Annotated in this window: 9 protein-coding genes and 3 pseudogenes; 10 read left to right on the forward strand and 2 right to left on the reverse strand. The window is 38.3% G+C overall.

Annotated elements, in window-relative coordinates; genetic code table 11:
* The first annotated feature begins 5 nt into the window (after positions 1 to 5).
* The gene (locus P4S65_RS03025) at positions 6 to 629 is read left to right on the forward strand and encodes an EamA family transporter (protein ID WP_337119552.1); all 624 of its coding nucleotides are present in this window, start codon (positions 6 to 8) and stop codon (positions 627 to 629) included.
* Between the two features lie 80 nt (positions 630 to 709).
* Positions 710 to 1,773, forward strand: a pseudogene (locus tag P4S65_RS03030) (alkene reductase).
* Between the two features lie 373 nt (positions 1,774 to 2,146).
* Here P4S65_RS03030 and P4S65_RS03035 read toward each other — a convergent pair.
* Complete coding sequence (locus tag P4S65_RS03035; protein ID WP_007376275.1) at positions 2,147 to 2,650, reverse strand: MarR family winged helix-turn-helix transcriptional regulator; 504 nt, start codon at positions 2,648 to 2,650, stop codon at positions 2,147 to 2,149.
* A gap of 230 nt (positions 2,651 to 2,880) precedes the next feature.
* Here P4S65_RS03035 and P4S65_RS03040 point away from each other — a divergent pair.
* The 8 genes and pseudogenes from P4S65_RS03040 to P4S65_RS03075 all read left to right on the forward strand — a co-directional run.
* Positions 2,881 to 5,846: pseudogene (locus P4S65_RS03040) on the forward strand (amino acid adenylation domain-containing protein); the annotation flags it as partial.
* Between the two features lie 9 nt (positions 5,847 to 5,855).
* On the forward strand, positions 5,856 to 6,758 hold the full coding sequence (locus tag P4S65_RS03045; RefSeq protein ID WP_337120725.1) for a thioesterase domain-containing protein: 903 nt from the start codon (positions 5,856 to 5,858) through the stop codon (positions 6,756 to 6,758).
* A gap of 72 nt (positions 6,759 to 6,830) precedes the next feature.
* The gene (locus tag P4S65_RS03050) at positions 6,831 to 6,992 is read left to right on the forward strand and encodes a hypothetical protein (RefSeq protein ID WP_007376273.1); all 162 of its coding nucleotides are present in this window, start codon (positions 6,831 to 6,833) and stop codon (positions 6,990 to 6,992) included.
* A 12-nt stretch (positions 6,993 to 7,004) separates the two neighbouring features.
* Complete coding sequence (locus P4S65_RS03055) at positions 7,005 to 7,949, forward strand: pseudouridine-5'-phosphate glycosidase (protein WP_007376272.1); 945 nt, start codon at positions 7,005 to 7,007, stop codon at positions 7,947 to 7,949.
* 120 nt (positions 7,950 to 8,069) lie between these two features.
* Positions 8,070 to 9,185 carry an efflux RND transporter periplasmic adaptor subunit gene (locus P4S65_RS03060; protein ID WP_007376271.1) on the forward strand — a complete coding sequence of 372 codons (1,116 nt, stop codon included), beginning with the start codon at positions 8,070 to 8,072 and terminating at the stop codon, positions 9,183 to 9,185.
* Positions 9,182 to 12,270, forward strand: a pseudogene (locus P4S65_RS03065) (efflux RND transporter permease subunit). The gene P4S65_RS03060 and the pseudogene P4S65_RS03065 overlap by 4 nt, the downstream one beginning before the upstream one ends.
* 453 nt (positions 12,271 to 12,723) lie before the next feature.
* Positions 12,724 to 13,995, forward strand: a complete 1,272-nt coding sequence (locus P4S65_RS03070; RefSeq protein ID WP_337119553.1) for an HAAAP family serine/threonine permease — start codon at positions 12,724 to 12,726, stop codon at positions 13,993 to 13,995.
* Between the two features lie 133 nt (positions 13,996 to 14,128).
* Complete coding sequence (locus P4S65_RS03075) at positions 14,129 to 15,472, forward strand: M24 family metallopeptidase (protein ID WP_337119554.1); 1,344 nt, start codon at positions 14,129 to 14,131, stop codon at positions 15,470 to 15,472.
* Between the two features lie 51 nt (positions 15,473 to 15,523).
* On the opposite strand, the gene speD is transcribed toward P4S65_RS03075, so the two are convergent.
* A complete protein-coding gene (speD, locus tag P4S65_RS03080) occupies positions 15,524 to 16,336 on the reverse strand; it encodes an adenosylmethionine decarboxylase (RefSeq protein WP_007376266.1) in 813 nt (270 codons plus the stop codon).
* Positions 16,337 to 16,389 lie beyond the last annotated feature (53 nt).

Here is a 16,389-nt window from a genome sequence, read left to right on the forward strand (position 1 = left end):
TTGTTATGTCGTGCCAACCTATCATAGTCATGATACTTGGTGCGCTACTCTTTAAAGATACCCTTAATTTAAGGCAATTTATTGCTTGTGCAATTGCGGCTGTTGGAGTCGCGATGTTGGTCTTAGAACCAAATATGAATTTACCTGTTCAAGGTGTTATTGCAGGTTTAATTGGTGCCGCTTCAATGGCCACGGGAATAGTATTAACAAAAAAATGGGGCAAGCCTGCTGACGTTAATTTATATACTTTTACAGGCTGGCAACTCGTTGTAGGTGGATTATTTTTACTCCCGATTGGATTAGTACAAGAAGGCTTACCTAGTAACCTAACAGTGGACAATATAATTGGTTATTCCTACTTAAGTATCATTGGCGCCTTGTTCGCTTATATAGTTTGGTTTAAAGCTATTGAAAAACTGCCAGTTGTTACGGTGTCTTTTATATCGTTTGCAAGCCCAATCTCAGCAACATTATTGGGTTATTTTATTCTTTCGCAAAGGCTAACGATGAGTCAAACATTAGGCGCTGTCATTATTGTATTAGCCATTGTTATATCTCAAGTACAGCTGTTTAAAAAATCAAGTTCCAATTTTAATCTGGAACCATCATTAAACAAAAAAACTAGTTAAAGGAAGTAAACATGGACAACTTATTTACAGAAGCTCGTTTTGGGAAAATCAACGCAAGCAATCGCTTTGTAATGGCACCAATGAGTAGAAACAGGGCAACAGCTGAAGGATTAGCAACGCCTCTTATGGCAACCTATTATGCTCAAAGAGCAACAGCTGGGTTAATTATTTCTGAAGGTATTCAACCTAACCAAGTTGGTCAAGGTTTTATGAATTCCCCAGGACTACATAATTTACAACATGTGAAAAGCTGGCAGCCCATTACTGAAGCAGTACATAAAAGGGAGGCAAAATTGTAGCCCAATTGATGCATTCTGGTCGTATTGGGCATCCTGAATTATACCCCAGTGCTCATCAATCAATAGCGCCTTCAGCAATTAAAGCTACCGGAGACGCTTTTACACCAACAGGGCCAAAGAGCTACCCTACACCAAAAGAAATGACATTAGATGAAATTACAGCAACCATTGAAGACTTCGCAAAATCAGCTGAATTAGCGATTCAGGCAGGTTTTGATGGGGTAGAAATACACGCAGGAAATGGTTTTTTACTTCACCAATTTATGGCAAGCAATACAAATAATAGAGCCGATCTATTTGGTGGTAGCGTCAAAAACCGTTTAAGATTTACGCTAAAAGTAGTGGCGGCTGTTACACAAGCTATTGGTGCTAAAAGAGTCGGTATTCGTATTTCTCCCGACAATACTTACAATGACATTATTGAACAAGACAGTGAAGTGCTCTACCAAACTCTTATTAGTCAGTTGCCAACTGATCTGGCGTATTTGCATATTATGGAAGCGGCTAACCGTGAGCACACCCAGCAGATCCGTAACCAATGGTTAGGTAAGCTTATATTAAACCCTCACAAAGCTTGGCAGGATGGCCCTGTAACCCCTGCTATTGCATCAGATGTGTTAAATGAAAATTTATGCGATGGTGTGGCATTAGGGGCACTCTTTTTAGCAAACCCTGATTTGGTAGAACGTACTAAGTTAAATGCTTCTTTTAATAATGTAGATCCCGATACGTTTTATGGTGGCGACGAAACCGGTTATACCGATTATCCTACAATGGTAGATAAAAGTGCATCGCTATCTGAGAAACAAAGTGAATCTATATTAGAGCGTGTTGAGCTTTCGTGATTAATTTTGCACCTGTAGGTTTGGTAGTTAGGCGAGGCAGAGTTTATGTCGTGTGATTATTCCCCATAAATAGGCGATAACGCAGCGTAAGTGCCAAACATCCGTAGCCCTTAGGTTCGTCCTAGGGGCGATTTACTCTTTGCTGCTACATGGATGTAAATAAAAGCCGTGAGTAGGGCGCGGAAGCTTTGCGCGATTTTACCTATTCTTACATAAAGATAAGTTAGTAAGGTGATGCAGGAGCGTTACCAAAGCTACCAAGTTACAAATCTCGCGCCACGATTAAATCGCTCCTCGATTGAACAAATTTTAATCCACAAAGATCAACATGCCCTAGATAGAACAAATTGTGCTCCTGAAAGGCCAACTGGCCTTATTTATAAGTAGAGCTAGAAAGGCCTAAAAGTAATTTTTTAAGTAATACTGCGAGTTGCTGCTGCTCCGACTTATCTAAAGGTGACAATAAAGACTGCCCTTTTGCGATATGCTCCTCTACAACCTGATCAATCAATTGAAAACCTTTCTCTGTTAAAGACACCATAACGCCTCGACGGTCATTAGGATCAGAGCTGCGTGCAACCAAGTCTTTAGCTTCTAGTTTATCGATACGGTTTGTCATTGAGCCTGAGGTTAGCATTAATGTCTGCAATAGTTGATTTGGACTTAATGTAAACGGTTTTCCTGAACGCCTAATTGTCGCTAATACATCAAATTCGCCACCATTGAGGCCAAAACGGCCAAATACAGTTTGTAATTCTTTGCTAAACATTGCATCGGTACGAACGAGTCGGCCCATAACTCCCATAGGCGAAGGGTCTAAATCAGGTCTTTCTTTATTCCACTGGGCTATAACGACGTCAACAAGATCATTTTTCATTATATCTACTACTCTAATTTAAATTGATAAACCAATATAACTCACAACAACCTCTACGACAAGACTCATCACAACAAGTATCTTCACACAAAGATACTTGACATTAAGATTGTATGTATTATCTTTTACCTAACTTTGTTACATGAGAGTTATGTGTAGTACTCATTTTTAACAAGGCAATTCAAAAATTAGTCATCTATAAAATTTTAAATAAAGGAATAGGCATAGAAATGAAACTACATAACCAACTAAATCGAACCGAAAACCTTGAGCAAGATCAGATATCTTTTTTGGGAGAAAGTGATACTCGAACATTGTTTGATTTAATTCAAAAGCAAATTATTGAAACACCTGATGAAACTGCAGTAATTAGTAACCAAGGAGATTGGAGCTATAAAATGCTGGATAAAAAATCAGCTAACATTGCCTCTTTACTCCATCAGCATGGTGCTAAGCAAGGTGAATATGTTGGTTTGTTTGTCGATCCATCGCCTGACTTAATTTTTGGTGTGTGGGGAGCTATTTATGCAGGATGCGGATACCTTCCACTGTCTCCTGAATACCCTGAAAAACGTATTAGCTATATGCTAAAAGACTCTAAAGCGCGCTTAGTTTTAACTCAAGCACATTTAAAAGAGCAAATTACTGCATTGGTTAGCAGCGACATTACTGTGATTTCAATAGATGATGTTGATGATAATACGTCATATTATGCGCCACTATCACAAGATAGCCTTGCTTATATGATTTACACCTCTGGAAGCACAGGTGATCCAAAAGGCGTCATCATTGAACATAGCAGTATTGTTAATCAGCTTCTGTGGTTAAAAGAAGAGCATAGCTTTAGCCAATCAACTCGTATTGTACAAAAAACGCCTTTTAGCTTTGATGCAGCCCAATGGGAGATTTTAGCTAATGCAATCGGTATTTGTGTTGTTACAAGTGAAGTAGGAATGTATCGCGATCCGCTTGCACTTATTGATTTAATCATTGAAAAACAAGTGACCGTTTTGCAATGTGTTCCTACCCTTTTACAAGCCTTGCTTGATTCGCCTTGTATTCAATTGTGCAACTCATTGTCTCACGTGTTCAGTGGGGTGAAACGCTTACTAAACAGCTCGCCTTGCAATTTTTTGAAACACTGCCTGAAAAAGATCTAATCAATTTATATGGGCCAACAGAATGCACAATAAATTCATCCAGCCATAAAGTAACACCTCATACTTTAGAACAAGCGTTTGATGCAATTACCATTGGTAAGCCTGTAGCCAATACTCACTACTATATACTTGATGAACAGTTAAACTTAGTTGATGAGGGTGAATCTGGTGAGCTTTATATTAGTGGTGTGCAGGTTGCTAGAGGTTATTTAAACCGTAACGATACAACGCTCGAAAGATTTATATCTAACCCTCACAATAGCGAGCCTATGCATAATACGCTCTATCGCAGTGGTGATATTGTAAAACGTGATAAAGAAGGTAACACACACTTTTTAGGTCGCGCCGATAATCAAATTAAATTACGTGGTTACCGTGTTGAGCTTGATGAAATTAGACTTGCCATTGAAAAGCATGATTGGATAAAAAATGCCGCAATGGTTGTAAAAAATGACCAGCGTACCGGTTTTCAAAATCTTATTGCATGCATTGAATTAAATCATCGTGAAGCCGCTTTAATGGATCAAGGCAAGCAGAGTGAACACCATCAATCTAAAAAAAGTAAATTACAAGTTAAAGCACAACTCTCTAATGCTGGATTTAGACAACCACAAGCGCTGTTAAACTTACCCGTATTTAATTTACCAAATAAAAATGCATCAAAAGAGCAAACTGAAACTGTTTTTGCTCGTAAAACTTATCGTTACTTTGATGGTGGAAATGTGTGTGAGCAAGAAATACTTAACTTACTCAAAAAACAAAAATCAGAAATCCCTACACGCCCTGTCAGCGCATTAGAATATGATGAATTTGGTCAAATCATGAGATATTTTGGCCAGTTTAAAAGCAAGCAACGCTTACTGCCCAAGTATGGCTATGCATCTCCAGGCGCCCTGTATGCTACGCAGTTATTTTTAGAAATACATAATTTATTTAATTTAAAATCGGGTATTTATTATTATCACCCTGAACTACATACCCTGCATCTTGTACGCTCATTAGCGCCTGTAAGCACGGTTAAATTAACTTGCCATTTTTTAGGTAAACAATCAGCTATAGAACCTGTATATCAAAATAATATATTAGAAGTTTTAGAAATGGAAACAGGCCATATGCTTGGCTTATTTGATCATATTTTACCTCAGTTTGGCCTTTCAATTGGCGCTGCTAGTTTTGACAATGAATACCAAGATTACTTAGCTGTTCACAAAGATGACGCCTACTTAGGAAGTTTTGATATTAGCCAACATAGCGAAACTGACTCGCTTTCAAATGTTGAGACCTTAGTGCAAATTCAAAATGTAGATGGTTTAAATTCAGGACAATACACAGTTCAAGATAATCAGCTGACACCCCTTTCTGATCAGCTAATTGAAAAGAAAAAAGTGATTGCCATTAATCAGCAAGTCTATGATAGAGCTTCTTTTGGTATTTCTTTACTTAATCATTCTACAACGGCTTGGCGACACTATATTGATTTAGGTCGTAAGTTACAGCAGTTACAAATGAACGACTTAAACATAGGTTTAATGTCTTCTGGTTATAGCTCAAAATCTGGTAATAATTTACCTTCAGCCAATCGTATTGAAGAAATTTTATCTGATGCGAACTGTACAATGAAACCATTTTATTTTTGCATTGGTGGAAAAATTTCAGAAGAGCAAAAACGCAGCGAAGGTATGAAAGAAGACGCTATACATATGCGTGGCCCCCTTGAAATATTGAATCATGATTTACAAAATTCGCTACCTAGCTATATGGTACCTAATAAAATTATAACTTTTGCTGAATTCCCACAAACAGCGAATGGGAAAGTCGATTATCTCGCTCTAAAAAATTCAGAGAAACTTAATAATATTGAAAATAAGGCAGCCTACATTGAGCCTCGAAATAAATTAGAAGAGAAAATAGCTGATATTTGGCTCCATGTTATGAAATGGGACAAAGTATCTGTCCAAGATAATTTTTTTGAAAGTGGTGGAAACTCTTTAACAGCCGTTACATTTATGAATACTTTAAATAAAGAGTTGAGCATTAGTATCCCGATGCAAGCTATCTTTCAAGCCCCCACTATTGAAGCACTTGCTCTTTATATTAAGCAAAACGATAACAGCTCACATAGTCGGTTGATTAATTTAAATAACTCTACACAAAAATCGCGAATTTTCTGCTGGCCTGGTTTAGGTGGGTATCCAATGAGCTTAAAACCTTTAGCTGAAAAAGTGGCCGATGAAGCGACGTTTATTGCAGTGCAAGCGCATGGCCTTAATTGTGATGAAGTTCCTTACGATACAATACAAGAAATGGCAGAAGCTGATATCAAGCTAATCAAAAATGAGCAACCAACGGGTCCTTATACGTTATGGGGATACTCTTTTGGGGCTCGTGTTGCATTTGAAGTGGCGCATCAACTTGAAGCAAGTGGCGAGACCGTGGAAGCACTTTATCTCATTGCACCTGGCTCACCTAATCTACCTCAGTATTCACAAAAAGAGCAGACACCTTGTTTTACTTCTCCTGCATTTGTCACCATTTTATTTTCAGTGTTCTTTCAAAAAATACAAGGCCCGGTATTAGAACAATGTTTATCGGCAGTGACTAATAAACAACAGTTTATTGACTTTGTATGTATGAATCATCGCACTTTGAATCGAGATGTTGTCAGTAAAATCATAGAAGTAGTCATGCGCACTTATGAGTTTAAATATACATTCACAGAGTTGCTTGAACGCCAAGTAAAAGCACCAAAAGTGATATTTAAAGCACAAGGAGATGATTATTCATTTATTGAAAACATTCCTGAGTACAACGAAAAAGAAGCGATAACACAACACTTACAAGCAGATCATTACGCATTATTAAAACATCAAGGTGTTGATGAGCTGTTTAATTGCATTGTGCAATCTCAAGGTTCTTACGAGAACCATCGTTCATTATTAATAGCGTAAGGACGCAACATGCCGCATATCAACATACATTATTTTGATTCTCACGTATCCAGTTCTACCAAGAATAGGCTCGTGAAAAAAATTTCGGCACTGATAAGTAAAGAGTTTAAATGCAATAACGACTTTATTTCAATCGCACTGCATGCAGAGCAACCGAAAAATTGGCGACAACGTGTTTATAACAAACATATTATTCAGCAAAAATATAAATTAATTAAAAAACCAAGTTATTAGAGGAAAAATAAAATGAACAATACAAAGATAAATCTTGTTATTAAGCCTGAAATTAAACGGGCTCTTGAGTTAGGGCTTGCGGTCGTGGCGCTTGAGTCTAATGTTATAACGCATGGCTTAGATTACCCTGAAAATAAACACACCGCGTTACAAGTAGAAGCAGCAGTTCGTGAATCGGGGGCAATCCCTGCAACCATTGGAGTCGCTAATGGTAAATTACTAATTGGCATGGATGAAAGTGAGATTGAGTTATTTGCAACAACCGCAAATATACCTAAAGTCAGCACGCGTGACTTACCCGTTGTATTAGCGACTAAGCAATTGGGTGCAACCACCGTTGCCTCATCTATTATTGCAGCTGAGTTAGCAGGAATATGCTTTTTTGCATCTGCTGGCATTGGTGGCGTTCATAGAGGAGCAAACAATACGATGGATATTTCTTCAGATCTTATGCAATTTACACGCTCACGGGTTGCCGTTGTATGTGCTGGTGCAAAAAACATACTCGATCTAGGTTTAACACTTGAATACTTAGAGACCCACAATGTCCCTATTATATCTTATCAATTTGATGATTTCCCTGCATTTTACTGTCGCTCAAGTGGCTATAAAGCACCACAACGGATAGATGATGCATCTATTTTAGCCGACATAATTGAAACCCAATGGCTGCTTGATAATAAGCGCAGTGTATTAATTACAACACCCACTAAGCTCGAAGATGCCATTGATAGTGATGATGTTAATGATGCTATCAACGCGGCAATTAGCTCGGCTCAAGCGCAAGGGATCAGTGGAAATAAAGTCACTAAGTACATTATGAAAGCAATTGATGAAGTAACTAAAGGGCGTTCAGCTAAAGCTAACAGTGCCGTTTTGATCAATACAGCGCGTGTTGCAGGGCATTTAGCTGTTGCCCATGCAAAGCAATCTAGTAATAAAAGAGAAGTAGCGTAAAAATAATGGGTGAAGTTTATTGACAAATTTTTTTAATTATATATCTTTATATAAAGATACTTCACATAAACAAACTTCACCCAAGCATATTACCTACTAGATGCACACAAGGAGCTAATTATGAATTTCATTCCATGGATTACAACGACAGGCATACTAGCAATTTTAATAGCGGGCAGCTTTGCAGTTAAAAGTAACATCATTGATGCGCGCAGCAATATAGGCAATGAACAATCGGCTAATGTCGAAGCTATGTATGTAGAAAAAGTTGCTCATCAGTCACATATAGATATTAGCGGTATCGTAAAAGCCCCTAAAACATTATCGTTAATTAATGAATCAGCAGGTAAAGTTACAAAACTCTATTTGCAATCTGGCGGTATTACTTATGCAGGTGATACGTTACTCGAAATAGAACACGAGGAGGAAAAAGCACAACTGCAAATAGCTAAATCACGCTTTGAACTACAAAACACCACCGTAAAGAGATATAAAAGCCTTTATAATTCAAATAAATTGAGCGCTCAGCAATTAGATGAATCAACGGCTTTACTTGCTCAATACCAAGCAGAAATAAATCTACTCTCAGCTAAAATTGCTAAAAAAGTGATTACAGCACCATTTACAGCCCGCGTTGGTATACATGACTTGCAAGTCGGTCAGTTTTTACCTGCTAATACAAATCTAACTCAGCTCATTGGTATTGAAAAATATATGTGGGTCGATTTTTCTCTCCCGCAAACCTATACAGAGCTAGCAATTAATACGCCGGTAGTATTAACGCTACTTGATGACACACAGACAGAAATAATTGCACAAGTAGCTTCTGTTGCACCAGAAATGTCAAAACACTCAAGACAGCTGAAATACCGTGCAAAAATTACATTAGGAAATACTAAACTAAATTCAAATCAACTCGTTAAAATTAAGGTACCTATTGGCAACAAAAAAGAGGTTGTTGCAATCCCATATTTAGCAGTTATTAAAGGTAAATTAGGGAACTATGTATATTTATTAAATAAAGACGAGGAAGGAAAAACATACGCTAAGCGAACACAAGTTGAATTAGGCGAACGTATTGGGGATCTCGTTATGATCACCAATGGCTTGACCTCAGGCGCATTAATCGCAAGTCATGGAGCATTTAAATTGCGTGACGGTTTAAGAGCATACTTGCTTAATTCAGAGCGTACTGTAGCTATGGAAGATACGTTATCTCCTAAGGTATCATTATGAAAAACAATCATTTTATGGATCGATTCATAACACAACCAACACTTGCAATCGTTTTATCCGCTATTATTTGTATTGCTGGGATTTGGTCAGTGCTTAAGGTGACTGTGCTACAGTTTCCAAAAATTGAAAGTTCATCTTTAGTTATTTCAACTAACTACGTAGGCGCATCAGCTGAAACAGTTAAAGGTTTTATTACAGAACCAATAGAACGTATTTCCGCTACGGTTCCAGGTGTTGATTATGTTGAATCAGTCACAATTGCAGGGAATAGCACTGTAACAGCTTACTTAAATTTAAACGAAGATAGTACTCGGGCTTTATCACAGCTTACTGCTCGTCTTAGCCAAGTTAAATATATGCTCCCGAATGATACTGAGGATCCCATTGTTAGCGTTAAGCGCACCGATCGACCTCATGCGCTATTTTATTTAAATATAGAGCATCAGGGCGAATCACTTTCACAACTAACCGACTTTTTATCAAGGCAAGTGACTCCTATAATTACAGATATTGAGGGCGTTCAAAGAGTCGCAATTGAAGGCAGTAGAACGCCTGCGATGCGCGTGCATTTAAATTCTGCAAAGTTAGAAGCATTTGATCTTAGCGCTGACGATATTTACTCCGCGTTGGCTGCAAATAATACAATAGCTACGCTAGGTTATATAGAAACTAATAAACAAAAAATTGATCTGGTCGCTAATACACAATTGAAAAGTATCGATGAATTTAAGCAGTTAATTGTAAAACGTATAGATAATGATGTTATATATCTGAGAGATGTAGCCCATATTGAACTTGGCTCTGAGCAGCCAACGGTAAGTGCTCGCTTAAATCAGCATGATACTGTTTATATTTCAGTTTGGCCGCAGCCAGGTGCAAATGAAATTGAAGTTGGTGACGCACTTTACGCATTAACCGATAAAATTAATAAGACTTTACCGGATGGTATCAGCATTGGTTATGCCTATGATGGTACTTTATATATGCGCGATGCATTAAATGAGATTTTTAAAACACTTATTGAGACGGTTATTCTAGTAGGCGTTGTTGTTCTCTTTATGATGGGTTCATTTAGAAGCTCAGCGGTACCTTTAGTGACTATTCCTATTTCAATATTAGGTGCTATTGCCGCAATGTATGTCGTCGGTTTTTCGTTAAACTTACTAACCGTGCTCGCTATTGTTCTCTCTGTTGGCTTGGTGGTTGATGATGCGATTGTTGTTGTAGAAAATGTTTCACGTCATATTCGTGCAGGAAAATCTAAAATTGACGCTGCGCTCACAAGCTCCAAAGAGCTGTTTGTACCAATTGTATCAATGACTCTCACACTAACAATGGTGTATTTACCGATTGGCTTTCTGTCTGGACTTACCGGCGTATTATTTAAAGAATTTGCTTTTACCCTAGCAATATCAGTGCTTATATCAGGCATTGTTGCCCTCACACTTTCACCAATAATGAGCGCGTATGTTATCCCTGCTGAAGGGCAAGAAACTAAATTAACAAAAAAAGTAAACTGGGTATTTGATCAGCTAAGAAATAAATATGCGTTGTTACTTACTCTTTTATTGTCGTGGCGAAATCAAGTGATTGTCGCTGCAATTGCGTTAAGCCTTATGATAATACCATTTTACCAAGGTGCACAAAAAGAGCTTGCGCCAGTTGAGGATCAAAGCAGCATATTTGTACTTGTACAATCCCCCTGAGTCATCGTTAACTTATAATGAAGATAACATTCGTGGCATGGTTGATAGCTTATTAGAAATACCCGGCACAACTCAAATGTGGCAGAACATTTTTACCAATAGTGCTTTTGGCGGTATTGAATTTATAAGTGCTAGCGAACGAGATTACACTACTAAATCAATTCTTCCTGAGGTTTATGGACGCTTGGCTAAAACCCCTGGAGTCAACCCGTTGCCCATTCTTCCAGCGCCACTTCCTACTGCGGGCCAATTCGATGTAGAAATGGTCGTTAAGTCCAGCGATAGTTTTGAAATAATGCAAAGCTATGCGGGGCAACTTATAGGTAAAGCATTTGCTAGTGGGCACTTTTTATACGCAGACACTGATTTAAAAATCGATTTACCCCAAATACAATTACAATTAAAGCGCGATAAAATTGCCGATTTAGGAATGGATCTCGCTTATGTCAATCAGCAACTGAGTGTTCTTTTATCAAATAATTACGTTAATCGATTTGATGCGCAAGGAAAAGCTTATCAGGTAATCCCTGTTATTGACCGAAATGTAAAGTCAGATCCTGGAAAACTACTAAGTTTAAACATTAAATCAATTAATGGAACCAGCGTGCCATTATCTGCAATAGCTGAAGTTAAATGGGCAACAGTTCCTAGACAATTAAATAGCTTTGGACAGCAAAATGCCTTTCGCATATTTGGAGCCGTATTACCTAACTCCACAAAAGAAGAGGCACTTTCAGCATTAGAAAATGCCGCACAAGAATTACTCCCCTTCATACACTGTTGATTATGCCGGAGAGTCTAGACAAATAAGACAACAAGGTAATAGTTTATTAGGCGTTATGCTAATTTCACTGGTCATTGTTTACTTACTGCTTAGTATCCAATTTAATAGCTTTCGAGACCCTCTAGTTGTGTTAATTGGGAGTGTACCTTTGGCAATGGCTGGCGCGTTGATGCTATCGTATTTTGAATTAACGACTATCAATATTTATTCTCAAATCGGTTTAATCACACTCATTGGTCTGATTGCAAAAAACGGTATCTTAATTGTCGAATTTGCAAATCACCTACAAGAGCAAGGTAAAAGCCGCATAGAAGCCGTAATTGAATCTGCATCAACTAGATTAAGGCCTATTTTAATGACCACTGCTGCCACTGTTCTTGGGCACTTTCCATTATTAATGGTATCTGGAGCTGGGGCTGAAGCCCGAAATAGTATTGGCATTATATTAGTAGCAGGAATGCTTATAGGAACCCTTTTTACTCTTTTTGTATTGCCTGCTTTTTACGTAAAACTGGCTTCAAAACGAGTGCCTAAAGAAGTAAATAAAAGTAACCTTTTCAGTTCAAATGAAAAATCATCTTTTGCTATTAGTTAAGGTCTGTGACCTCTCAGGATTAAAGTTTGTTCTATCTAGGGGAAATTTAATCCCGGCGCGAGATTTATAACATAGCCAGCTCGGTAACAGCTCCTGCGTTACCTTGTTGGCTTACATGCAAACATGCTGTTGAAAATTCAACGACCAAAGATCAACACGCTCTAATAAGCTAAAGCTCTTATCGCGATAAATTATGTAATATCTGCAGCGTATAAAGAACTTTGTTTCATACAAAAAACCTGACAGCAGTTACTTCGTTCAAATAAACAACACATTGTATAATTATTACTTTATACATTGCTCACTTTTAAATCGGTGTTTCATATTCATGACAGTTAGTCACTAAACCACTACAACTAATTCATTCTAAAACCAGCTCAAAACATGAAAAATTTAGTCAAAAACTATATTCTTCGGCGCAATTATTATTACAAATAATGGATGAGCACACACATGACAACACCTCAAGGTGCAACGCTTTCAAATGCACCAATAAATAACACACACTCTTCTACCTCAAAATGGAACCAACACGATACACAATGGACACTAAGTCTATTTGGCACGGCCGTTGGTGCGGGTATTTTATTTTTACCTATTAATATTGGTATTGGCGGTTTTTGGCCATTAATTATTATGGCGTGTTTAGCATTCCCAATGACCTTTTGTGCCCACCGAGGCTTAGCACGCTTTGTACTTTCGTCGAAAAATAAAGATGCCGACTTTACCGATGTAGTTGAAGAGCACTTTGGTGTGACTGCAGGTCGGTTAATTTCCTTGTTGTACTTTTTATCTATATTCCCAATTTTGCTTATTTACGGTGTGGGCTTAACCAATACTGTGGATAGCTTTATGGTTAATCAAATGGGGTTAGAGTCGCCATCTCGCGTATTACTTTCGGGTGTATTAGTTGCAGGTATGATTAGCTTAATGATGGGCGGCGAGCGCTTAATGCTACGTGCCTTTGCTATCTTAGTTTATCCGCTTGTGGGTATATTATTGTTTTTATCACTTTATTTAATCCCAAGCTGGCAAGTGCCCGATATGAGCATGCCTGAAATGGGCAGCTTTGGTAAAACGTTGTGGTTATCGATTCCTATTATTGTATTTTCGTTTAGCCACGCAGCGGCTATCTCAAGCTTTGTAAACGTGCAACGCGGCCATTACGGTAACCAAGCAACACATAAGTCTGAGGCGATTTTAAAGCGCACTAGCTTACTACTTATTACCTTTGTACTGTTATTTGTGTTCTCTTGCGTGCTGTCGCTTACAGGCGAGCAAATGGCCGCTGCTAAAGCCGCTAACGTATCGGTTTTATCCTACCTTGCTAACATTACTGATAACTCGTTTATTGCCACACTTGGGCCGCTTGTTGCCTTTATTGCTATTACATCGTCGTTTTTGGGTCACTTTTTAGGGGCACGTGAAAGCTTTACAGGTTTAGTAACTAAACAAACAAGCTTAAGCGCAAAAGTGGCCGATAAAATTGGTGTGTTAATTATGTTTTTAGCTATTTGGTTTTGCGCTGTTAAAAACCCAAGTATTTTAGACATGATGGATCAGTTATCGGGCCCTATCATTGCGATGATTTTATTCATCATGCCAATGATTGCAGTTTATAAAGTGCCTGCACTTCATAAATACCGTAACCGTTTAAGCACGCTATTTATATTAGCGGTTGGCTCACTTGCTGTATTTGCACTTATTTACAGCATGATTAATTAATACGCTATATACACAAAAGCCCAGCTAAGTTAATTAGCTGGGCTTTTTTGTTTGTACGGTTTGTCTCAAATTATTTTTTTATAGTGTGGGTTCTGGCATGTTAAGTATAAATTAGCCTAAAAATAGCCCAACTATGCAATACAATAAATTATTACTAATAAGCGCATGTTTGCTCGCAACACTATTTGTAAGCCCTTTAGTTCAAGCTTCAGAATCCCCAACAATTTTATCAATGAAAGAGCGCGCTGCGTTTATAGATAAAATTACTGAACTTAGAGTTAATAGCTTAATGCCCTCGTTAATGAAGCAGCACAACACTGATATGTGGCTTCTTATAAGCCGCGAATACAATGAAGATCCAATATTAAAAACAATGCTGCCTGCAACATGGCTTTCAGCCAGACGCACCACTATTTTGCTATTTGCACTTAATAAACAAGGTGGGGTTGATGCTTACGCTATTGCGCCTTATAAAATAGGTAATGTATTTAAAAAAGGCTGGGATAAGCAAACACAACCTAGCCAGTGGCAGGCACTCAATACGCTTATTGAGCAATACAAACCTCGCAACATTGCGCTCAATACTTCTACCGACTGGGCACATGCCGATGGCCTTGTGCTAGGCGATTACAAAACCTTAATGGCTAACTTGCCCGCCACTTATCACAATAAAATAATTTCCGCAGAGCCGCTTGCTGTCGCGTGGTTAGAGCAACGTATTCCTGAAGAAGTTGAAATGTATAAACACATTGTGGCTATTGCCCATCATATTATTGCAGAGGGGTTTTCGGGTAAAACAATTACGGTGGGTAAAACAACTAGCGATGACTTGGTATGGTGGTTTAGAGAGCGCGTAAAAGAGCTAAAACTACAAACATGGTTTCACCCAAGCGTTGCTATTCAGCGCGCCGATGCGAAGTCGTTTAATCATGAAGAAAGCTTTACCAATGGCTACGATGATAACGTTATACAAACCGGCGATTTACTTCATGTCGATTTTGGTATTACTTATTTACGCTTAAATACCGACACGCAGCAGCATGCGTATGTGCTCAAAGAAAACGAAACGAGTGCGCCTAGTTACTTAGTTGAAGCACTAAAAAGCGGTAATAAACTACAAGATATATTTACCAATCAATTTGCGGTAGGAAAAACAGGTAATGAAGTGTTAGCTGCAGCACGAAAAGCCGCTATTGCTCAGGGATTAAAGCCCACTATTTATACTCACCCTCTTGGCTATCATGGTCACGCTGCTGGTACTACATTAGGTATGTGGGATTCTCAGCAAGGTGTACCAGGAGATGGTGACTATCCGCTGCATTTAAATACGGCTTACTCAATTGAGCTTAACAATGCGGTGTTTATAAAGCAGTGGAATAAAGAAATAAGAATAATGCTAGAGGAAGATGCTATTTTTGATAAAAGCGGTGTCTGGTATTTAAATGGCCGACAAACACAATTATTGCTTGTAAAATAAAGCAAAAAAATGGCGCTCACTGAGCGCCATTTTTAACTTAATTCGTTGCTATTATTCTGTATCTGGCAGGTTACGGCCATAGAATATTTCTTGCATTTCACGGGTCAGTTTTGAGCGAATTTCGTCTTCTTCGCCCTCTGATAAATCTGCCGTAGAAAGGCCGAATAAATAGGTATTTAAGTCGGTTTCTTTTAACATCATTTTGGTATGGAACAGGTTTTCTTGATACACGTTCACGTCCATCATTTGGTACGCTTCTTTAGTATCTTCTGTCATGAAGTTTTGAATCGAGCTAATAGCATGATCAATGTAGTGCTTAACGCCATTTATGTCGCGGGTAAAACCACGAACGCGGTAGTCAATTGTTACCACGTCTGACTCAAGGCTATGAATTAAGAAGTTTAACGCTTTAAGTGGCGAAATAATGCCACAAGTAGACACTTCAATATCAGCACGGAATGTACAAATACCATCATCAGGGTGAGCTTCTGGGTATGTGTGTACACAAATATGGCTTTTATCTAGGTGCGCAACAACTGAATCAGGTAATGGACCTGGCGCTTCGTCAGCATCGTAATTTTGCTGCTCTTCTACTGGTTCTTCTGAAACCAAAATAGTTACACTAGCGCCTTGTGGTTCATAGTCTTGGCGCGCTACATTTAAAATATTAGCGCCAATTATATCAACAACTTCACCTAAAATGTCGGTTAGTCTATCTGCACTATACTGCTCATCGATATATTCAATATATTCTTTACGTTGTTGCTCAGTCTTTGCGTAGCAAATATCGTAAATACTAAAGCTTAAACTTTTGGTTAAATTGTTAAAGCCATGAAGTTTAAGTTTATCGAAGGGTTTGTTCATAATAAACCAACCTATAAATTAGTGAACTCTGCACCTGCAGAATGAAAAGTTCG

The sequence above is a fragment of the Pseudoalteromonas sp. B131b genome (assembly GCF_037162545.1).
In the GTDB taxonomy this organism is placed as follows: Bacteria; Pseudomonadota; Gammaproteobacteria; order Enterobacterales; family Alteromonadaceae; genus Pseudoalteromonas; species Pseudoalteromonas fuliginea.